Origin of the sequence: Leucobacter massiliensis (genome assembly GCF_002982315.1) — a bacterium.
Lineage (GTDB): Bacteria > Actinomycetota > Actinomycetes > Actinomycetales > Microbacteriaceae > Leucobacter > Leucobacter massiliensis.
The window spans coordinates 153,206-171,638 of sequence record NZ_MWZD01000012.1 but is presented as its reverse complement, the minus strand read 5'-3'; the positions used below and the strand labels follow the sequence as shown (position 1 = coordinate 171,638).

Annotated in this window: 21 protein-coding genes and 1 tRNA gene; 8 read left to right on the top strand and 14 right to left on the bottom strand. The window is 71.8% G+C overall.

The window, feature by feature from the left end:
- Positions 1 to 52 precede the first annotated feature (52 nt).
- From B4915_RS01865 to B4915_RS01855, 3 genes are all read right to left on the bottom strand, one after another.
- The gene (locus B4915_RS01865; protein ID WP_181158430.1) at positions 53 to 832 is read right to left on the bottom strand and encodes an ABC transporter permease; all 780 of its coding nucleotides are present in this window, start codon (positions 830 to 832) and stop codon (positions 53 to 55) included.
- A gap of 185 nt (positions 833 to 1,017) precedes the next feature.
- Positions 1,018 to 1,920, bottom strand: a complete 903-nt coding sequence (locus B4915_RS01860; RefSeq protein ID WP_105804197.1) for an ABC transporter ATP-binding protein — start codon at positions 1,918 to 1,920, stop codon at positions 1,018 to 1,020.
- A gap of 89 nt (positions 1,921 to 2,009) precedes the next feature.
- The gene (locus B4915_RS01855) at positions 2,010 to 2,624 is read right to left on the bottom strand and encodes a LysE/ArgO family amino acid transporter (RefSeq protein WP_105804138.1); all 615 of its coding nucleotides are present in this window, start codon (positions 2,622 to 2,624) and stop codon (positions 2,010 to 2,012) included.
- Positions 2,625 to 2,720: 96 nt separating this feature from the next.
- Between B4915_RS01855 and B4915_RS01850 the strand changes: the two genes are divergently transcribed.
- From B4915_RS01850 to B4915_RS01840, 3 genes are all read left to right on the top strand, one after another.
- Complete coding sequence (locus B4915_RS01850) at positions 2,721 to 3,605, top strand: LysR family transcriptional regulator ArgP (RefSeq protein WP_105804137.1); 885 nt, start codon at positions 2,721 to 2,723, stop codon at positions 3,603 to 3,605.
- Between the two features lie 79 nt (positions 3,606 to 3,684).
- Complete coding sequence (locus B4915_RS01845) at positions 3,685 to 4,707, top strand: AEC family transporter (protein ID WP_105804136.1); 1,023 nt, start codon at positions 3,685 to 3,687, stop codon at positions 4,705 to 4,707.
- Between the two features lie 99 nt (positions 4,708 to 4,806).
- A complete protein-coding gene (locus tag B4915_RS01840; protein ID WP_105804135.1) occupies positions 4,807 to 5,382 on the top strand; it encodes a nitroreductase family protein in 576 nt (191 codons plus the stop codon).
- Between the two features lie 81 nt (positions 5,383 to 5,463).
- On the opposite strand, the gene B4915_RS01835 is transcribed toward B4915_RS01840, so the two are convergent.
- The 8 genes from B4915_RS01835 to B4915_RS01795 form a co-directional block, all read right to left on the bottom strand.
- Complete coding sequence (locus tag B4915_RS01835; RefSeq protein ID WP_245907294.1) at positions 5,464 to 6,213, bottom strand: uroporphyrinogen-III synthase; 750 nt, start codon at positions 6,211 to 6,213, stop codon at positions 5,464 to 5,466.
- Between the two features lie 219 nt (positions 6,214 to 6,432).
- Complete coding sequence (locus tag B4915_RS01830) at positions 6,433 to 6,693, bottom strand: hypothetical protein (protein WP_105804133.1); 261 nt, start codon at positions 6,691 to 6,693, stop codon at positions 6,433 to 6,435.
- Positions 6,690 to 7,148, bottom strand: a complete 459-nt coding sequence (locus B4915_RS01825) for a phage holin family protein (protein WP_105804132.1) — start codon at positions 7,146 to 7,148, stop codon at positions 6,690 to 6,692. The genes B4915_RS01830 and B4915_RS01825 overlap by 4 nt, the downstream gene beginning before the upstream one ends.
- On the bottom strand, positions 7,145 to 7,666 hold the full coding sequence (locus tag B4915_RS14600) for a YtxH domain-containing protein (RefSeq protein ID WP_181158426.1): 522 nt from the start codon (positions 7,664 to 7,666) through the stop codon (positions 7,145 to 7,147). Before B4915_RS14600 ends, B4915_RS01825 begins: the two co-directional genes overlap by 4 nt.
- 99 nt (positions 7,667 to 7,765) lie before the next feature.
- Positions 7,766 to 9,193, bottom strand: coding sequence for a hypothetical protein (locus B4915_RS01810; RefSeq protein WP_105804131.1), 1,428 nt, complete (start codon positions 9,191 to 9,193; stop codon positions 7,766 to 7,768).
- Complete coding sequence (locus tag B4915_RS01805; protein ID WP_245907293.1) at positions 9,186 to 10,535, bottom strand: CPBP family intramembrane glutamic endopeptidase; 1,350 nt, start codon at positions 10,533 to 10,535, stop codon at positions 9,186 to 9,188. Before B4915_RS01805 ends, B4915_RS01810 begins: the two co-directional genes overlap by 8 nt.
- 108 nt (positions 10,536 to 10,643) lie before the next feature.
- On the bottom strand, positions 10,644 to 12,029 hold the full coding sequence (locus B4915_RS01800) for a glycine--tRNA ligase (RefSeq protein ID WP_105804130.1): 1,386 nt from the start codon (positions 12,027 to 12,029) through the stop codon (positions 10,644 to 10,646).
- 112 nt (positions 12,030 to 12,141) lie between these two features.
- Positions 12,142 to 13,077, bottom strand: a complete 936-nt coding sequence (locus B4915_RS01795) for an NAD(P)-dependent oxidoreductase (RefSeq protein ID WP_105804129.1) — start codon at positions 13,075 to 13,077, stop codon at positions 12,142 to 12,144.
- 85 nt (positions 13,078 to 13,162) lie between these two features.
- Here B4915_RS01795 and B4915_RS01790 point away from each other — a divergent pair, with 85 nt between their 5' ends.
- Complete coding sequence (locus B4915_RS01790; protein WP_105804128.1) at positions 13,163 to 13,363, top strand: hypothetical protein; 201 nt, start codon at positions 13,163 to 13,165, stop codon at positions 13,361 to 13,363.
- 221 nt (positions 13,364 to 13,584) lie between these two features.
- On the opposite strand, the gene B4915_RS01785 is transcribed toward B4915_RS01790, so the two are convergent.
- Complete coding sequence (locus B4915_RS01785; protein WP_105804127.1) at positions 13,585 to 13,854, bottom strand: hypothetical protein; 270 nt, start codon at positions 13,852 to 13,854, stop codon at positions 13,585 to 13,587.
- Positions 13,855 to 14,096: 242 nt separating this feature from the next.
- Between B4915_RS01785 and B4915_RS01780 the strand changes: the two genes are divergently transcribed.
- Positions 14,097 to 14,297, top strand: coding sequence for a hypothetical protein (locus B4915_RS01780; protein WP_105804126.1), 201 nt, complete (start codon positions 14,097 to 14,099; stop codon positions 14,295 to 14,297).
- A 119-nt stretch (positions 14,298 to 14,416) separates the two neighbouring features.
- Positions 14,417 to 16,012 (top strand): MFS transporter, encoded by a 1,596-nt coding sequence (locus tag B4915_RS01775; protein ID WP_105804125.1) that lies wholly within the window; start codon positions 14,417 to 14,419, stop codon positions 16,010 to 16,012.
- Positions 16,013 to 16,059: 47 nt separating this feature from the next.
- Here the strand turns inward: B4915_RS01775 and B4915_RS01770 are convergent, their stop codons facing one another.
- On the bottom strand, positions 16,060 to 16,452 hold the full coding sequence (locus B4915_RS01770; RefSeq protein ID WP_105804124.1) for a DoxX family protein: 393 nt from the start codon (positions 16,450 to 16,452) through the stop codon (positions 16,060 to 16,062).
- A gap of 156 nt (positions 16,453 to 16,608) precedes the next feature.
- Here B4915_RS01770 and bsh point away from each other — a divergent pair, with 156 nt between their 5' ends.
- Positions 16,609 to 17,574, top strand: coding sequence for a choloylglycine hydrolase (bsh, locus tag B4915_RS01765; RefSeq protein ID WP_281258183.1), 966 nt, complete (start codon positions 16,609 to 16,611; stop codon positions 17,572 to 17,574).
- Positions 17,575 to 17,724: 150 nt separating this feature from the next.
- On the opposite strand, the gene B4915_RS01760 is transcribed toward bsh, so the two are convergent.
- A tRNA-Tyr gene (locus B4915_RS01760) sits at positions 17,725 to 17,806 on the bottom strand.
- Positions 17,807 to 17,914: 108 nt separating this feature from the next.
- Between B4915_RS01760 and B4915_RS01755 the strand changes: the two genes are divergently transcribed.
- Complete coding sequence (locus B4915_RS01755) at positions 17,915 to 18,379, top strand: GNAT family N-acetyltransferase (RefSeq protein ID WP_105804122.1); 465 nt, start codon at positions 17,915 to 17,917, stop codon at positions 18,377 to 18,379.
- Positions 18,380 to 18,433 lie beyond the last annotated feature (54 nt).

Genomic DNA, 18,433 nt, shown 5'->3' with positions numbered 1-18,433 from the left:
CCCGGTGCGCACCGCGCCGGCCGTCGCCGGGCGCGGTGCGCGGGCCGGGGCCTCAGCTGCGCCGCTGCCAGCGGAAGGTCAGCAGGCTCGCCACGAGGCCCGCCACGAGCCAGCCGGCGAGCACGAGGACCACGAGGCCGAGGTCCCAGGCGCCGCCCGGCTCCATCGCGGCGAAGTGCTCCGGGAGGAACACCGAGCGCATGCCCTGCGCCAGCCACTTCAGCGGGAACGCTGCGGCGATGTTCTGCAGCCACTCCGGCAGCATGGTGAACTGCAGGTATACGCCCGAGATGAACTGCAGCACCAGGACGATCGGCAGCACGACCGCGGTCGCGCTGCGCGAGGACCGCGGCACCGCGGAGAGCGCCACTCCCAGCAGCGTCATCGTCGCGATCCCGAGCACGAACAGCCACGCGAAGCGCAGCCACAGCGCGGGCTCACTCGGCAGCTCGACCCCCATCACGAAGACGCCGAAGGCGATGAGCAGTGCCGTCTGCGCGAGCGCGGTGACCAGCGTCATCCCCGCCTTCCCGATGAAGTACGCGACGGGCGACATGGGCGTGCCGCCGAGCCGGCGCAGCCACCCCTCGCTGCGCTCGCGCGCGATGTCGATGGCGAGGTTCTGCACGCCCGAGAGCAGGATGCCGGCCGCGACCAGTCCCGGCAGGTAGTAGGTGGACATCGAAACGCCGCCGGTGCCGTCGGGCAGGGTGCCCACATCGCCGCTGGAGTCGAAGGCCGCGCCGAAGATGCCCAGCAGCAGGACGGGGAAGAGGAAGGTGAAGAACACCGTGTCGGGCGTGCGGAAGTACCCGCGCAGCTCAAGCCGCATCGCGCTCAGGCCGGAGCGCAGGATCCCGCTGCCGCCGCGCGCGCCGTCGCGGACCGGGCCCCGCGTCCCGGCCGGCTCGGCCGGCCCCCCGTGGCTCTCCGGCCGCGGGATCCCCGCCCGGGTTCCGGGAGCCCCCGCCGCCACCGCGGCCGGCGCCTCCTCCGTGCCTCCCGTTGCTGTCGTCTTCATGCTGTGGCTCCGATCAGTTCGAGGTAGATCTCTTCGAGCGATGGCCTGCGGACCTCCAGCTCGGCCGGCTCGCCGCCGGGCGCTCCCGCCGCGGCCGCCGCCGCGCACAGCTGCCCGACGAGGCGGCCCGGCTCGCGCGTGCGCTCCTCGCGCAGCTCCCCGGCGCCGTCGCGCCACCGCACCACCGGCACTCGCGCCTCCTCGCCGCCGAGCGCGCCCGGCGGAGCCTCGGCGACGATGCGGCCGCCGGTGAGCACGCCCACCCGGTCGGCGAGCCTGGCGGCCTCATCGAGGTAGTGGGTGGTGAGCAGGATCGCGGTGCCCTCCCCGGTGAGCCCCTCGAGCATGGCCCAGAACTGGGCGCGCGCCTCCGGATCGAAGCCGGTGGTCGGCTCGTCGAGGAAGAGCATCTCCGGCCGGCCCACGATGCCGAGCGCCACGTCGAGACGGCGCTGCTGCCCGCCGGAGAGCTTGCTCGCCCGCCGGTCCGCGTGCTCGGTGAGCCCGACGAGCCGCAGCACCTCGTCGACGCCGCGCGGCCGCGGGTACAGGGCGCCGAAGTGGGCGATCAGCTCGCGCGGGGTGAAGGGGCCGAGATCGCCGGTGCTCTGCGCGACGATGCCGACCCGTGCGCGCCACGAGCGGTCCGCCCCGAGCGGCTCGTCGCCGAGCACGCGGACCTCGCCTCCCGAGGGGCGCCGCACCCCCTCCAGGATCTCGATGCAGGTGCTCTTGCCCGCGCCGTTCGGGCCGAGCAGCGCGTAGGTCTCGCCGCGGGCGATGTCGAGGTCGATGCCGGAGAGGATCTCCCGCGATCCGTAGTGCTTCGCGAGGCCGCGCACGCGCACGGCCGGTGCCGCCGGTGCGCGAGATGCTGATGCTGATGCTGATGATGACATGCTCTCAGCCTGCCGGGCGCGGGCGAGGCGCACCAGCGACCGGGAGTGCGATCTTCCGCATCCACCGGTCGGTGGATGCGCGGTGCGGATCAGGCCGTGACGCCGCCGACGGCGAGGCGCGCGGCGATCACCAGCATGGTCGCCGCGACGACGCCGTCGAGGATCCGCCAGGAGCGGGGCGTGGCGAAGAAGCGGGTGAGCGCGCGCGCCCCGTAGCCGAGGAGGAAGAACCAGGCGATGCTCGCGAGGGCACCGCCGAGCACGAACCACCAGCGGGCCGGATCGCCCTGTGCGTTGCCGATCGAGCCCATGAGCACCATGGTGTCGAGATAGACGTGCGGGTTGAGGTAGGTGATCGCGAGACAGGCGAGCACCGTGCGTCGCAGCGACCCGCCGGAGCCCTCGGCGGCGAGGAGGGCGCCGGGCCGCATGGCGCGGCGCGCTGCCGTCCAGGCGTACCACAGCAGGAAGGCGACGCCGCCCCAGCGCACGATCTCCAGCACGAGCGGCGCGCGCTCGACGATCAGGCCGATCCCCGCCACCCCGAGCAGTTCGAGCACCGCGTCGGTGAGCCCGCAGATGAGCACCACCGGCAGCACGTGCTCGCGGCGGATGCCCTGGCGCAGCACGAAGGCGTTCTGCGCGCCGATGGCGACGATGAGGGAGAGGCCGGTGCCGATGCCGATGAGCAGTGGAAGGATCACCCAGTGAACGCTACGCGCCGGCCCGCTCGGCTTTCCACTTCAGCGTGCCTATAGTTTCTGATGTAGCTGAAGTTCTGCTTCATAAGGGAGGCACGCGTGGATCTGCCGGTCGAGCACCTGTCCACTTTCGCGGCGATCCTCGAGGAGGGAAGCCTGGAGGGCGCGGCGCGGCGCCTGCACGTCACCCCTTCGGCGGTGAGCCAGCGCGTGCGCGCCATGGAACAGCGCGTGGGGGCGGTGCTGCTGCGCCGCTCGCGACCCGTCGAGGTGACCGCGGCGGGCGCCGCGGTGCTGCGCGCCGCCCGGCAGGTGGAGCGCATCGCGGCGGACGTGGCGGCCGAGCTGGGGCAGGGCGCACCCGGCGGCTCGCTGATCCCCATCGTGGTCAACGCCGACTCGCTCGCCACCTGGTTCGTCCCGGCGATCGCCCGTGCCGCCCGCGAGACGGGGGCGCGCTTCGAACTCGTGCGCGCCGACGAGACGCTCTCCACGGAGCAGCTGCGCCGGGGCTCGGCCATGGCCGCGGTGACGGCCACTCGCGAGCCCGTTCCCGGCTGCACCGCCACCCGTCTCGGCGTCGACCGCTACCGGGCGGTCGCCAGCCCCGCCTTCGCCTCCCGCCACTTCCCCGACGGGCTCAGCGTCGACGCCCTGCGCACGGCGCCGATCGTCGAGTTCGACCGGCAGGACGTCTTCCAGCAGCGCTTCCTGCGGCGGATCAGCCGCGCCGCGATCACCCCGCCCCGGCACTACGTGCCCTCCTCCGCCGAGTTCGCGAGAGCCGTGGAGCTCGGGATGGGGTGGGGCATGCTCCCCGCCCTCCAGTGCTCCCCCGCCCTCGACGAGGGCCGGCTCATCGAGCTCGCGCCCGGCACCGCGATCGAGCTGCCGCTCTACTGGCAGCGGTGGCGGCTCGACTCCCCCGTGCTCGACACGCTGACGGAGATCGTCTCGGAGGAGGCGGCCGCCGCGCTCGGCTGAGGCCCCGATACGCTGGAGGACGCACCACCCGAGGAGGATCCATGACGCACGCGCCCGCCGGCACGCCGAGTCCACGCTGATGCTGGGGGTGCTGCAGGGTTTCGCGCTGATCCTCGGCGTCATCGGCGCCGGCTATCTGGCTGCGCGGTTCGGCGTCGTCGAGGGCGAGCAGCGCCGCGTGCTCAACAACGTCGCCTTCTTCGTGGCGACGCCGGCGCTACTGTTCTCGGTGCTGCGGCAGAGCGACCCCTCGGTGATGCTGTCCCCGGTGATCCTCGTGACCACGGCGGCCACGCTGCTCGTCGCCGCCGTGTTCGTGCTCGCCTCACGGCTGTGGTTCAGACGTGACCTCGCCGGCACCACGCTCGGGGCGACCACCGCCGGATACGTCAACGCGAACAATCTGGGCCTGCCCGTCGCCGTCTACATCCTCGGCGACGCGGCCTATGTGGCGCCCCTGATGCTCGTGCAGCTGCTCGTCTTCGCACCGACGATCCTCACGATCCTGGAGTCGACGCGGGACGCGCCGCGCCGCGCCGGGGACGCGGGGTCGGGCTCGGGTGACGGAGCGGGTTCGGGATCGCGCGGTTCGGGATCCGACGGCTCGGGATCGCGCGGTGGACGCAGCGCTCTGCGGGGACTGTCGATCGCACTCGGCCGCGCCGCCTCGAACCCGATCATCGCCGCCTCGCTCCTCGGCCTGCTCGTCGCGCTCACCGGCCTGCCCATGCCCGAGCTGGTGATGGGACCGATCGACATGCTCGGCTCGGCGGCGATCCCGATGGTGCTGCTGAGCTTCGGCATGTCGCTGAGCGGACAGCGCGCCCTGCGGGCCGGCACCGGCCGACGTGCCGTCTTCGCGGCCGCCGGCCTCAAGGTGCTCGCGATGCCGCTCCTCGCCTGGGGCATCGCGCGGCTGGCGGGGCTGCCCCCGCACGAGACCTTCGTGGCGACGACGATCGCGGCGCTCCCCACGGCGCAGAACATCTACAACTACGCGGCGACGTACCGCCGTTCGGAGACGATGGTGCGGGACACGATCTTCCTCACCACCTTCGCCTCCCTCCCCGTCATCGCGGTGATCGCCTGGCTGCTCGGCTAGGGCAGCAGCGCGCCGTCATCTTCCGCGGAGCTGGAATAGCGCGAGGGCACGGTGCGTTCCACCGGGGCGACAGACACTTCCCCCGTCCCGAGGAGCACCGTGAGCACCCGAACCGCCCAGACCAGCGCCCCCGTACTCGACGCCCTCGCCGAGCGGTGGAGCCCGCGCGCCTTCGACACGGAGCATCGCTTCCCCGAGGGGGCGCTGCGCGGCATGCTGGAGGCGGCTCGCTGGGCGCCCAGCGCCAGCAACACGCAGCCCCGGCGCTTCATCGTGGGCCGGCGCGGCAGCGAGCACTTCGCCCGGATCGAGCGGGCGCTCGTCGGCTTCAACCGCCAGTGGGCGGGAGCGGCGGCCGCGCTGATCGTGAACGTCGCGGAGGTGGTCGACGCCGAGGGCCAGGAGCGCCCCTGGGCCGAGTACGATCTCGGGCAGGCGGTGGCTCATCTGACCGTGCAGGCGCAGGCTGAGGGCTACCACACGCACCAGATGGGCGGCTTCGATCGCGAGGCGATCAGGGAGGCCTTCGGCCTCGAGGAGCGTCTGCGTCCGGTGTCGGTCACCGCGATCGGTGCACTGGGCGCGCTCGATCAGCTGCCGGAGCCGCTGCGCGAGCGGGAGACGGCGCCGCGCGAGCGACGCGCCCTCGACGAGCTCATCCTCGCGCGGGACTGAGCCCGCGAGCCAGCCGGCAGCTGTCAGCCCGGCGAGCCGCAGCCGGTTGTGGACCCGGCGCGGAACGCCCTCCGGAGCGGCTCAGTCGAGCATGTCGCTCTGATCGATGACCGACTCCACGGTCTCGATCAGGGCGCGCTTCTGCGGGTGCAGGGGGTGCGAAGGCTCATCCGCCTCCACCGGAAGCCCCAGCACCGCCGCCGCCTCGACGGCGTTGTCCCCCACGCACGCGACGAGCGTGTCGGCGGGAAGCCGGGGAAACTGCTCCGCGACCTGCTCCGCGATCTTCGCTGAGGCCACGAGGAGCGCGTTGATCCGCCCCGAGTCGATGTCCTCCCGGATGTGCACCGATGCCGGCACGCCGACCGTGCGGAAGGCGAGCACCTGCGTCACGTCGTGCCCGCGGCCGATGAGGCCCTGAGTGAGCACCGGCACGGCGACGTCCGAGCGCAGGGTGAGCACCCGCAGGCGCTCGCCTCGGTCGATCTCCTCCCACTCCTCGAGGAGCGCGTGCGTGCTGTTCTCCCGCTCGGGGGTGCGGGTGACGTGGTAGCCGGCGTCCCGGAAGGCGACCGCCGTCGCCTCGCCGACGACCGCGACGCGGGTCTCGGGCGGGATGACCGCGTTGTGGTGGGTGAGCACATCGGCGACGGTCGAGCTGGTGGCGGTCATCCAGTCGAAATGGCCGGCTTCGAGTTGCTTCAGCGCTTCGACCAGCTTCTCTTCCTCGCTGGTGTGCGCGAAGTCGACGAGCGGTGCGATGACCGTGTGGGCTCCCTGCCGGCGGAGCGCCTTCGAGACCAGGTCGCCCCAGGTTCCTCCCCTGGGCACCAGGACACGCAGACCACTGAGTGGTTTCGCCTCAGCCGACATACACCCCACTCACTCGTCACCAACAGAAGAGGCCATACGATCAGTCATTCGCGGACCTGGTGCATGGCCGACAGCGGGAAACCGCTGGTCCCTATTCTGACCCCGCGGCACGCAGGAAGCAAAACGAGGACCACGGCCGCCGCGAACGCAATCGAAATGTGACCTCGCCATGCGCGCTCAGCGAAGCCGCCGCGCGATCAGGCTCGCAACGCCCCAGACGGCGAGCCCCGCGGCCGCCGCGACGCCGGTGACTCCGGCCGCGAAGGCGAGCGGATTCCGGCGCTTCTCCTCGGCGATGCGGAGCCTCGCCTCGGCGAGCGCGTCATCGACGCGCTGCGCATAGTTGAGCCGGTCCTTGAGCTGCCCCAGCGTGTCGTACAGTTCGGCCCTCGCGGATGCAGCGGCCGCCACACCCTGCCGTCGCTCTTCTGCGCTCATCGCCAGTTCCCCTCTTCGCCGACCCGCGGCATCCTGGCGGGACGCGGAGCCGGAGGCTCCGCGTTCACCCGCACCTCGCCCATCGCGCTGAGGTCGCCGCCCACTCGTTCCAGGGTCTCCTCGGGCACCGGATTGCCGCGCTTGATGAGCGCGATCCCCCCGAGGATCGACACCGCCGCGAGCAGCAGCAGAGCGGCGGCGACGACCAGGGCGGCAAGCCACCAGGGCCATACGAGCGCGAGGGCCGCGATTGCGGCGATGACGAGCGCTTCGAGCATGAAGAACAGGAAGAAGAGGGCGATGACGATCGCTCCGGCACCGATGCCGGCCCGCTTCGCCTTCGCGATGACCTCCCGCTTCGCATTCTCGTACTCGATCTTCGCGAGGGAGACGATCTGCTGCGGCAGACGCGCCAGCAGCTCGAATGTGCCGGCCTGGTCCTTCCGGCGGCTCACGAGTCACCGTCCGCGTCGGACGGCTTCCCGGACCCGGCGCGGTCGCCCTCGGCGGTGGAGCCGTTCGCGGTCCCAGTGGCCTGCTTCGCGCCGGAGGACGCCTGCTTCGAGCCGGAGGACGCCTGCTTCGAGCCGGAGGACGCCTGCTTCGAGCCTCCCGGCGTCTGATCCGAGCCGGACGACGCCTCCTCCGAGGCCGCCGCCGACGTGCCCCGCGCCCCGAAGTCGGAGGGCTTCGGCGCCGTCCGGGCGCCTGCGGCGCCGCGCGATCCCGAGCCGCTCGAGTCGCTGAACAGCGCGCTCATCGCACCCTTCCCGGCCCGGGCCAGCACCGCCTTGACCTCGTCGAGGCGGGTCTGCGCCACGCCCTGCACCAGTTCGACGCCCTTCTGGACGGGTTCCGTGCTCCAGAGCTTCTGGGCTCCCTGCTTGATCTGCTCATAGCGCTCGCGACCCGCGCGTGTGCCCAGCACGTATCCGACCGCCGCGCCGACAACGAATGCGACCTTGCCCTTCATGATTTGCCTCCCGCCGATGGCGTTCCGTGGTCTTCGCCTAGCCTACTCCGCTGGTCTCCACCCTCGCATTCCACTCCAGCCATATAGGGGGGCTTGCGACTAGCCGGAGATTCCGGTAAGCCTGCGGCGCAGCTGCACCGTCTCGGACCGCGCGGCGGCGAGCGCCTGCGCGAGATCGCCGCCGTGCAGCTCGGATCCGACGAGCACGACGCTCGGTTCCTCGGCGTGCAGCTCCCGCAGGGCGGAAAGCATGGCATCGCGCTGCCCGATCGACCCGTGCGCGGCGGTGCTGACCCCCTGCTGCGGCGCCCGCTCGCCGGCGGCGTCGGCGCCGCGGGGCTCACGCGCCCGGAGCCCCGCGGCGGCGAGGACGGCCTGGAGCCGCTCGCGGGCGGCCGCGGGGCTCGGCGCCGTCGCCTCGGCGGGCAGCACCGGGCCCGCGAGCCGGGCCGACCATCCTTCTGCGTCCCGCTCGAGGCGCAGCGACCAGCGCTCTCCCTCCGGGGACTCGATCGTCTCGACCGCGTCGAGGTCGCCGGGCTCCGCAGGCAGGGCCGGAGCCTCGATCGGGATCCTCCCGGACACGCGCAGCCTGCGCTGGGCGAGCACCGCGGGGAGCTGCGCGAGCCCGGGGACGGCGATCGACGCCGCGGAGGCCCCTATCACGAGCGCCCGCGCACGCATCGCCTCCGCCGGATGCGCGACGGCTTCCGGCGCGCTGCCTGCCGGGTACTCGGCTCCGGACGGCGTCTCCCCGGTGAGCTCCCACTCGCCCTGCTCCGAACGGTGCGCGACACCGGCCGTGCACGGCGCGAAGCCGACGTCGTAGAGCGCGAGACGCTGCAGCAGCGCCTCCCGCAGCTCCAGCCAGCCCCCGGCGGGCGCAACCCGGGTTTCACGTGCAACATCACGATCCGCGAGCGCGAGCACGGCGCCCGAGAGCGAGCCGACGCGGGTGAGGGCCTCATTCAGTCCCGGCGCGGCGATCGGCACCTCCACCGCGTCCGCGTCGGCGCCGAAGCGCTCACGCACGAGCGGCTCCACCAGCCGGTCGAGGGCGACCTTCCCCATCCTGCTGCGCACGAGCGCGCCGAGGGAGTGGGTCTTGCCGATCGTGAGCACCGGCTTGAGGCGATCCAGGTAGGCGCGCAGCGCCGCCCCGGCCCCCAGGAGCGCAATGGCGCGCGTCGAAACCGGCACGGCCGGGATACCGAGCACGGAGGGCTCCGACTGGGGCGCCCACTCACCGCGCGGCCCGCGCAGCAGCACGGGGCGGGGCACCCGCTCCACGGCTCGCACCGTCTCGTGAGCGACGGCGCCGGGCGCGAGGGGTGCGGCGAGATGGGTGAGCAGTTCACGCAGAGCGCCATCGGGATCGGGCACGCCGCGCGGGTCGAGCGCGGTCCACGCCGCCTCCGCCGCCTCGGGAGCCGATGTCAGCACCCGCACCGAGAGGCCCACCTCGGCGAGATCGAGCGCGGCGACGAGCTCGGGCAGCCCGTCGCCGAGCACGCAGACGTCAACCATGCCGCTGCTCCTCTTCGGGGCGCCCCGTGCCCGAGGGGCGCTCCGCAACGTCGGGAGAGTCCCCAGCATCGGGAGAGCCCGCCTCGGCGGGCACCTCCGCGCCTGGCTGGGCCGCCGGTGCACCGGGCTGGGGCGCCGGTGCCGGGTGCGAGCCGGGCATCGCCTGCGGAAGCTCCGCCATCGACGGGGGCTGCGTCGGAGCCGCCGCGGGGACCGGCACCTGCATCAAGTCGATCCGCGTTCGGCCGTAGCCGTGGCGCCGGAACGTCCGCAGCGTCAGCCAGATGAAGACCGCGTAGCCCGCGAGCGCGCCGAGCAGCGTGCCGGGCCCGCCGCTCTCCTCCACCTGCGCCGTCTCGCCCCCGAAGGCGAAGGTCATGAAGCCGAATGCGATGAGGTTGTTGATGACGTGAATCGCGATCGCCGCCTCGAGGCCGCCGGTGCGCCACGTCAGCCACGCTGCGACGACCCCGAGCAGGCCGACCGAGAGCAGTCCCCAGACGTCGTAGATGTGCAGCAGGGCGAAGCCGAGCGACGGGATCAGGATCCCGAACCACGGACTCCTCAGCCAGGAGCCGATGACCTGCATGAAGAGCCCGCGGAACACCACCTCCTCGGCGGTGGCCTGCAGCGGGACGAGCAGCACGACGATCACGAGCGAGGTCCACGCTGCGGCCCAGTCGAAGCCCTGATCCGGGGCCGGAGCCGTTTCCGAGAGCGACGCCGGGTCCCCGGCAAGGCTCAGCGCCATCCCGAACGCGATGCCCACCACGTTCATCACCACGACCGCGAGCAGCGCCGCCACGGAGAGCCGGCCCAGCAGACCCCAGCGGATGCGGGCCGCCACCGACCAGATGCGGCCGACCGGGCGCATGCCGAGCGACAGCATCGCGAGGATCACGGCGGGCATCATGATGATGATGGACACGAGGCTCAGCAGCACCGAGATCGGGACCTGGGTGTCGAGCATCTCGCCCGAGCCCGTCATGACCCCCTCGAGGTAGTCCGGGCTGAGCGCGAGCAACGGAATGAATGCGAGGCTCACGATCACCGTGAAGACGCCGAAGTAGACCCCCGAGAGCAGCAGGAGCAGCAGCGGCTTCCACCAGCGGTAGCCCGCGACGCCGCGGAGCAGCCGGTGATACTCGAGCGGTTCGGTCTCCACAGTCTGCAGCGCCATCGCGGGCTGCGCCCAGGCCCAGTTCGCGGGTGCGCCCGCCCCGGGCACCCCGTGCCCGCCAGCGGCTCCCTGCCCGGGCGACGCCGGTCCGGGCATCTGGCCGGGCATCGGGGACGCTGCGGGCTGGGGAGGCTCGTGCTGCTCGGATCCGGTGCTCGTCATGGGATCCATCCTCTCATCACCCTCCGACACGGGGCCGGACGGCGAAGGGCACCGCAGCGGCCGCAGCGCGCACCCCGCAGCCCGCGGAAGCGACGCTTCCGCGTACGGTCACGCGCCCCTGAGCCGCTCGGCGAGGAAGGCGTGCAGCTCGGCGCGCGGCACGCGCACCTGCTCCATCGTGTCGCGCTCGCGCACCGTCACCGCGTCGTCGTCGAGCGAATCGAAGTCGACGGTGACGCAGAACGGCGTGCCGATCTCGTCCTGCCGGCGGTACCGGCGGCCGATCGCACCCGAGTCGTCGAAGTCGACGTTCCAGTCCTCGCGCAGCTCCTGGGCGATGGAGCGGGCGAGCGGCGAGAGCTTCTCGTTGCGGCTCAGCGGCAGCACGGCAGCCTTCACCGGCGCGAGACGCGGGTCGAGGGCGAGCAGGGTGCGGGTGTCGGTGCCGCCCTTCGCGTTCGGCACCTCCTCCTCGCGGTAGGCGTCGACGAGGAACGCCATCAGCGAGCGGGTCAGCCCCGCCGCGGGCTCGATGACGTATGGCGTGTAGCGCTCGTTCTTCGCCTGGTCGAAGAAGCTGAGGTCCTTGCCCGAGTGCTTCGAGTGGGTGGAGAGGTCGAAGTCGGTGCGGTTCGCGATGCCCTCGAGCTCGCCCCACTCGCCGCCCGCGAATCCGAAGCGGTATTCGATGTCGGCGGTGCGCTTCGAGTAGTGCGAGAGCTTCTCCTGCGGGTGCTCGTAGAAGCGCAGGTTCTCGGGGTCGATGCCGAGGTCGACGTACCACGCCATCCGCTCGTTCATCCAGTACTCCTGCCACTCCTCATCCGTTCCGGGCTCGACGAAGAACTCCATCTCCATCTGCTCGAACTCGCGGGTGCGGAAGATGAAGTTGCCGGGCGTGATCTCGTTGCGGAAGCTCTTGCCGATCTGGCCGATCCCGAACGGGGGCTTCATGCGCGCCGACTGCAGCACGTTCGCGAAGTTCACGAAGATGCCCTGCGCGGTCTCGGGCCGCAGGTAGTGCATGCCGGCCTCGTCGTCGACCGGGCCGAGGTAGGTCTTCAGCAGGCCCGAGAAGGCGCGCGGCTCGGTCCACTGGCCGCGGGTGCCGCAGTTCGTGCAGACGATCTCGGCGAGGCCGCCCTCGGGCGCGCGGCCCTTCTTCTCCTCGAAGGCCTCGATCAGGTGATCCTCACGGAAGCGCTTGTGGCACTGCAGGCACTCCACGAGCGGGTCGCTGAAGACCTCGACGTGCCCCGAGGCCTCCCAGACCTGCTTCGGCAGGATGACGCTGGAGTCGATGCCGACGACGTCCTCGCGCCGCTGCACCATCGCCTTCCACCACTGGCGCTTGATGTTCTCCTTCAGCGCGGTGCCGAGGGGGCCGTAGTCCCAGGCCGAGCGCGATCCGCCGTAGATCTCACCCGCCTGGAAGACGAAGCCGCGGTGGCGGGCGAGGGCGATGACCTTGTCGAGGCGGGACTGTTCAGCCATGTTCGAGTTTCACTCCAAGGGGCGAGCGGGGATCTTGGGATCGCGCGCGGGCCGAGGCGGGGATCCGGATCCCGCACGCATACCCGTCCAGTCTAGGGCCGCCCCCGGTCCGTCAGCCGCCCAGCACGAGGTTCTCGGGCCCCTCACCCGAGCGCATCCGCTCGATCTGCCTGCGGATCAGGGCGGCCATGCGCGGCAGCATCGCGCTGGAGTCGCCGCCGACGTGCGGGGTGACCAGCAGATTCGGGCAGTCCCACAGCTCGTGCTCAGCGGGCAGCGGCTCGGGATCGGTGACGTCGAGGGCCGCGCGCAGACGGCCCGCGCGCAGCTCTGCGACGAGCGCGGCGGTGTCCACGACGGGGCCGCGCGCGACGTTCACGACGAGCGCATCATCGGGCAGTGCCGCGAGCGCCGCGGCGCCGAGGAGGCCGCGCGTCTCCTCCGTGAGCGGAACGGCGAGGATCACGACCTCGGCCTCGGCGAGCCGGGCGTGCAGCTCCTCGAAGCCGTGCACCTGCACCGGTTCCCCAGCGAGGTTCCGTTCCTCGCGCGCCGTGCGCGCCAGCCGGGTGATCCGCGTCTCGAACCCCGAGAGCCGCGCCTCGATCGCTTTCGACACCCCGCCGTAGCCCACGAGCAGCACGCGGCGGTCCGCGAGGCTCGGATAGGAGCGCAGATCCCAGCGGTGCGCGTCGCCGTCGCGCACGAAGCCGGGGATGCCCCGCTGCGCCGCCAGCGCGAGCGCCAGTGCGAGCTCCGCCGTCGAGGTCTCGTGCACGGTCGCGGCGTTCGCGAGCGGCACTCCGGCAGGCAGATGCCGGGGCACATTGTCGTATCCGATCGACTGCCACTGCACGAGCCGCACCCGCACCTCCGCGAGGCGGGCCAGGCGGCGGGCGCCTCCCCAGTACGGCGGAACGACGATGTCGAGGCGCTCACGCGGGGCATCCGAGTCGAGATCCCAGGTCACGAACTCGACGCCCTCGACGTCGCCGATCGCCTCGCGGAGCCCGGGATCGGTGGGCAGGGATACCGTCAGAGCGCTCATGCCCCGAGTGTATCCGTGCGTGCGGACGAGCGGCGTGCACCCGGCGACTGGCCTCTTGCCGCGGATCCGGTGTAGCGTTGCCGCCATGGACACTTCGGGATTTCAGCGTCTTCCGCATGCCGTGCAGCAGCTCGTGCTCGACGGGCTCGACAACGAGGTTCAGGCCGGACTCGAGCGCCTCGAGGAGAGCAAGAAGGCCGGCTCGCTCGGTGCCGAGCAGACCGCCTCGCTCGAGGGCGACATCCGTCGCGCAGCAGAGCTGCGGGGCCGCTTCTCCCCGGCCTGAGGCCGCAGGAGGTACGCCGTCGCAACTCTGAGGACGGCGCAGGAACGCTGTCGCAGGCCTGATGACGGCGCACGCGCAGGGAAACTGCGACCCGAGCCGCGAACACCGCTTTCGCGGCCGCGTCACGAACGCGCCGCGTCGCACGCCGGACACGGAGCAGCCCCCGCCACACCGAACTCTCGGGGCGGCGGGGGCCGGCCGGCGCGAGCGCCGAAGGCGGGCTACTGCTCTTCGGTGCTGCCCGGAATCGGCGCCTTCTTCTCGCCGGACTCGGTGTCGCGGATGAGCCCGGGATCCTCCATGCCGTAGCGGGGGTTCTTCTCCTCGCCCTCCCCCGAGTAGTCCTCCGTGGAACCGTCGAGCACGGGGTGGTCGAGGGTGTGGCCCTCGGCGGGCGTCGACACGGTGCCCTCGCCGTTGCTGGCCTCCGTCTGCGAGGCCGGGTGGGGCTCGTGGGCGTCGTGCGTCTCATTCGTCTCGCGGTCGGACATGACTTCCTCCTCAGGTCGTTGCGCCCAGGATAGCGTCGCCGCAGCCGCCCGCGCGAGGCCGGAGCCCCGAGGCGGGAGGGCCTTGACTCGACGCGATCCGATGGTGCCGCGCGCTGCCCGCCCCGTGCATCCCGCCACCTGGGGCCTCCCCCAGCAGCGGCCGAGAGCTTGCCCGCGCGACTTGACCGGCCTCCTGCCGGCGTGGGAGCCTGCAGTTCCATTCGAACAGGAGGGGGTACGCCATGGGTTTCCTGGATGACGCGAAGGAGACCGCCGAAGCGGCGGCGAAGAAGGTCGGCCGGGCCGTCGAGGACGGCATCGACCGGGCCAAGGACAAGGTCGACGAACTGAAGGCCGAGGGCGAGGTCAAGAAGGCCGAGGCCGAGCGCGACGCCGTCAAGGCGCGCAACGACGCGAAGGAAGGCCTCCGCGAGGACCAGTAGGGCCCGCGCCCCAGCGGGGACCGACGCGCGAGGCCCGGCTGGGTGCGGAACCCGCCGGGCCTCGCCGCGTTTCCGGAGCGCCCCATCCGTTCCCGCGGCAGGGGAGTACGATGCGGAACATGGGCAATGCAGATGACCGCTTCACGCGGCTCCGCTGGTGGGGGCTCGCCGCGATATCGTTCGCCGTCGCGATCATCATCATGGACGCGACGATCGTGTCGGTCGCGACGCCCGACATCATCACCTCCCTGGGCCTCAGCACCACGCAGGTGCAGTGGGTGCAGGAGGTCTACACGCTCGTGTTCGCCTCCCTGCTCCTGGTCTGGGGCACGACGAGCGACCGGATCGGGCGTCGCCGGCTGCTCCTCACGGGCCTCGTGATCTTCATCGGCGCGAGCGTGCTGTGCGCGTTCTCGCCGACGGGGCCCCTGCTCATCGGCGCGCGGGCCGTCCAGGGCCTCGGCGGCTCCATGATCCTGCCGACCACCCTCGCGCTCGTCAACGCGAACTTCCGCGGCAAGGAGCGCGGGATCGCGTTCGCGGTGTGGGGCGCGACGATCGGCTCGATGGCAGCCGTGGGGCCCGTGCTCGGGGGCTGGCTCACCTCGGCGTTCTCCTGGCACTGGGCGTTCTGGATCAACGTGCCGATCGGCGTGCTCGTCATCGCCGGGCTGCTGGTGTGCGTTCCGGAGTCGCGCACCGAGGGCGCCGGCCGCTTCACTGACTGGGTCGGCGCCCTCGCCTCCGTCCTCGGCTTCGGACTGCTCGTGTTCGCCCTCATCGAGGGCCGCAGCTATGGGTGGTGGACCGCCACGGAGGCCGCCCCCGTGAGCCTGGGCGGCCTGAGCGTGATCCCGGTGATGCTCGCCCTGGGTGTCCTCGTGCTCGGCGCGCTGCTGCTGCGCGAACGGGCCCGCGTCGCCGCCGGCCGCTCCGTGCTGCTGGACGTGTCGCTCTTCCGCATCCGCTCCTTCCGCAACGGCAATGTAACGGCGCTCACCGTGTCCCTCGGGGAGTTCGGGCTGATCCTGTCGCTCCCGCTCTGGTTCCAGTACGCGCGCGACATGGACGCCCTGCACGCCGGGCTCGCGCTGCTGCCGCTGGCGGTCGGCTCCTTCGTGGCGAGCGGCGCGATCCAGCCGCTCTCCCGGCACCTCACGGCGGTGCAGCTCGTGCGGCTCGGGCTCGTCCTGGAGATCGGGGCGCTCGTGGCTCTCGCGCTGCTGATCCGACCGGACGGCTCGCTGTGGGTGACGGGGGTCACGCTGTTCGTCTACGGTGCGGGCGTCGGCTTCGCGACGGCGCAGCTGACGCAGCTGATCCTCGCCGATGTTCCGATGGAGAAGTCGGGTCAGGCCTCGTCGACGCAGTCGACGGCGCGGCAGGTGGGCTCGGCCCTGGGCATCGCGATCCTCGGCACCGCGCTGTTCTCCACCCTGCGTCTGGGGACTGAGGCGCGGCTCTCGGAGCAGATCGCCGCCGACCCCGGCGTCGAGAAGCTCGTGAGCGGTGTTTCCGACTCCGCCGGTGCGCTCATCGCGCAGCTCGCGGCCTCCCCCGCGACCGCGGAGATCGCGACCGCGGCGCGCGAGGCCCTCACGCAGGGCGTCTCGGTGGCCGCGTGGGTGGGGACCGGCGCGCTGCTGATCGGCCTGCTCACGACCCTCCGGCTGGGCGGCTCGGAACCCGCTGCCGCCCGGCCCCCGCGGGACTGAGCCGCGAGCCGCGACGCGCGGGGCCTGCGTCTCGAAAGCTCCGTCGCTCAGCGACGGGTCGAGCAGAGCGCGGCAGCCACGAGCACCGGCTGGAAGAAGAGCCGCACGAGCCGCTTGCGGTCCGTGTCGAGCCCGAAACCGTCCCGGCGATGGACGTACTGGGCGAGATTGCCGGGAAACACGGCGACGAAGAACGCGGCGGCGAGGACGCCGATCCGGCGCGCACGACGTCCCTGGGCGACGGCGAGCGCCGTTCCGAGCGCGACCTCTGCGATACCCGAGGCGACGACGGTGGTGTCGGGGTCGAGCGGCACGAAGTCGGGCACCTGAGCCCGGAACTCGGTGCGCGCCCACGTGAGGTGCGCAGTCCCGGCGAAGACCAGACCGGCCCCGAGGAGCCCCTTCGCGACCAGCCGCCCCCGTCTTCCGCGTTCCCTCATGACTTCACCCTACGCCTCCGGGCGCAGCGAGGGCACCCCGCGCGCCCGGCCTGATCCGCACGCGGCATCCCTGGACATATTAAGAATCTCGACCAATAATTGGGAGCGGGAACACCACGCAGAGGGTCAAGGGGGACAGGGACGATGTGCACAGGCTTGAGCTTCACCACGCACGACCACTACTTCGGGAGGAACCTGGACCTGGAGTTCTCGTACCACGAGACGGTGACGGTGACGCCGCGTCGCTTCCCCTTCGACTTCCGCATGCAGCCGAGCTCGAAGGAGCACTACGCCATGATCGGCATGGCGACCGTGGCGGACGGCTACCCCCTCTACTACGACGCGAGCAACGAGGCGGGCTTGAGCATGGCGGGGCTCAACTTCCCCGACAACGCAGACTACAAGCCCGTCGACCCGGAGCGGACGAACATCGCGCCGTTCGAGTTCATTCCGTGGATCCTGGGCTCCTGCGCTTCGGTCGAGGAGGCCGAGCGGGCGCTGGAGAGCGTGAACCTCGCCGACATCCCCTTCAGCGAGGAGTACCCGCAGTCGCCGCTCCACTGGATCATCGCCGACCGGGAGCGGAGCCTCACCGTGGAGAGCGTGCGGGAGGGCCTCAAGGTGTACCAGAACCCGTACGGGGTGCTCACCAACAACCCCACCTTCGACATCCAGAGCTTCTCGCTCAACGACTACATGCACCTGTCGCCCCGGCAGCCGCGCAACTCCTTCGCCGAGTCGCTCTCATTCGACGCGTACAGCCGCGGCATGGGGGCGATCGGCCTGCCGGGGGACCTCTCGTCGAAGTCGCGGTTCGTCCGGGCGGTCTTCACGAAGATGAACTCCGTGTGCGGGGAGTCCGAGTCGGAGTCGCTGAGCCAGTTCTTCCAGATCCTGGGGTCCGTCGCACAGCAGCGTGGCTGCGTGCTCGTCGAGGACGACGACAAGTACGAGATCACCATCTACTCCTCCTGCTGCAACACCGATCGCGGGATCTACTACTACCGGACATACGAGAACAGCCAGCTCAGCGCCGTCGACATGCACCGGGAGGACCTCGACTCGGACGCGCTCGTCACCTACCCCCTCGTCACGGGACAGCAGATCAACTTCCAGAACTGAGCCGCGGGCCGGCCCGCCCGTCCGCTCGCTCGGGGTGCAACGCGGTGCGCGCGCCTGCCGCTGGCGCCGCCCTCGGCGCCAGTCAGGGGTTCTCGATGAGCTCGCACCCGGCACGAAAGAGGCCCGCTCCGAAGGAGCGAGCCTCTGCAGTGGCGGGTGAGGGATTCGAACCCCCGTAGGCAGTGCCAGCTGATTTACAGTCAGCCCCCTTTGGCCGCTCGGGTAACCCGCCGTCGGTCGCGCGAACACGACCGAGAGATCACATTACCAGTGTCGCGCGGCCGAAGGGAAATCGGGATCGGGGCGGCGGGGTCGGGGCGGGGCGTGAAAGAATCGCCTGATGACCCAGCTTCCTGCCGGCCTGCGCTTGTGCCGCGCGCACGACATCGGCGAGATCCCCACGACCACCTTCTACCGCATCGCGCAGCTGCGTCAGCAGGTGTTCGGCGTCGAGCAGGAGTGCGCCTACCTGGACCTCGACGGCCGCGATCTCGAAGCGGGCTGCGCGCAGCTGTGGGCCGAGGACGCAGAGGGCGCGGTGGTCGCAACGATGCGGGTACTCGACGAGCAGGGCCGGGAGCCCGGCATGCACAGCATCGGCCGCGTCGCCACGGCCACCGCCTGGCGCGGGCGGGGCGTGGCGGCCGCGCTGCTGGAGGCCGCGATCGCAGAGTGCGGCGACGGGCCGATCCTGATCCATGCGCAGGCCCACCTCGCGGAGTGGTACGGCCGCTTCGGCTTCGTGGTCTGCGGCGCGGAGTTCCTGGAGGACGGGATCCCGCACCTGCCGATGCGCATCCGCTAGTCTCGCCGTCGCCGCCCCCGGCCCCGGCCCTGGACCGCGCCGGCCCCGCACCCG

Excerpts from the sequence above, each read along its gene's own strand:
- B4915_RS01810 (WP_105804131.1), bottom strand. The coding sequence starts at position 9,193 with ATGGTTGACGTCTGCGTGCTCGGCGACGGGCTGCCCGAGCTCGTCGCC.
- B4915_RS01780 (WP_105804126.1), top strand. The coding sequence starts at position 14,097 with ATGGGTTTCCTGGATGACGCGAAGGAGACCGCCGAAGCGGCGGCGAAG.
- B4915_RS01860 (WP_105804197.1), bottom strand. The coding sequence starts at position 1,920 with ATGTCATCATCAGCATCAGCATCAGCATCTCGCGCACCGGCGGCACCG.
- B4915_RS01795 (WP_105804129.1), bottom strand. The coding sequence starts at position 13,077 with ATGAGCGCTCTGACGGTATCCCTGCCCACCGATCCCGGGCTCCGCGAG.
- B4915_RS01770 (WP_105804124.1), bottom strand. The coding sequence starts at position 16,452 with ATGAGGGAACGCGGAAGACGGGGGCGGCTGGTCGCGAAGGGGCTCCTC.
- B4915_RS01805 (WP_245907293.1), bottom strand. The coding sequence starts at position 10,535 with ATGACGAGCACCGGATCCGAGCAGCACGAGCCTCCCCAGCCCGCAGCG.
- B4915_RS01865 (WP_181158430.1), bottom strand. The coding sequence starts at position 832 with ATGCGGCTTGAGCTGCGCGGGTACTTCCGCACGCCCGACACGGTGTTC.
- B4915_RS01790 (WP_105804128.1), top strand. The coding sequence starts at position 13,163 with ATGGACACTTCGGGATTTCAGCGTCTTCCGCATGCCGTGCAGCAGCTC.
- B4915_RS01785 (WP_105804127.1), bottom strand. The coding sequence starts at position 13,854 with ATGTCCGACCGCGAGACGAATGAGACGCACGACGCCCACGAGCCCCAC.
- B4915_RS01830 (WP_105804133.1), bottom strand. The coding sequence starts at position 6,693 with ATGAGCGCAGAAGAGCGACGGCAGGGTGTGGCGGCCGCTGCATCCGCG.
- B4915_RS01845 (WP_105804136.1), top strand. The coding sequence starts at position 3,685 with ATGCTGGGGGTGCTGCAGGGTTTCGCGCTGATCCTCGGCGTCATCGGC.
- B4915_RS01755 (WP_105804122.1), top strand. The coding sequence starts at position 17,915 with ATGACCCAGCTTCCTGCCGGCCTGCGCTTGTGCCGCGCGCACGACATC.
- B4915_RS01775 (WP_105804125.1), top strand. The coding sequence starts at position 14,417 with ATGGGCAATGCAGATGACCGCTTCACGCGGCTCCGCTGGTGGGGGCTC.
- B4915_RS14600 (WP_181158426.1), bottom strand. The coding sequence starts at position 7,666 with ATGAAGGGCAAGGTCGCATTCGTTGTCGGCGCGGCGGTCGGATACGTG.
- B4915_RS01800 (WP_105804130.1), bottom strand. The coding sequence starts at position 12,029 with ATGGCTGAACAGTCCCGCCTCGACAAGGTCATCGCCCTCGCCCGCCAC.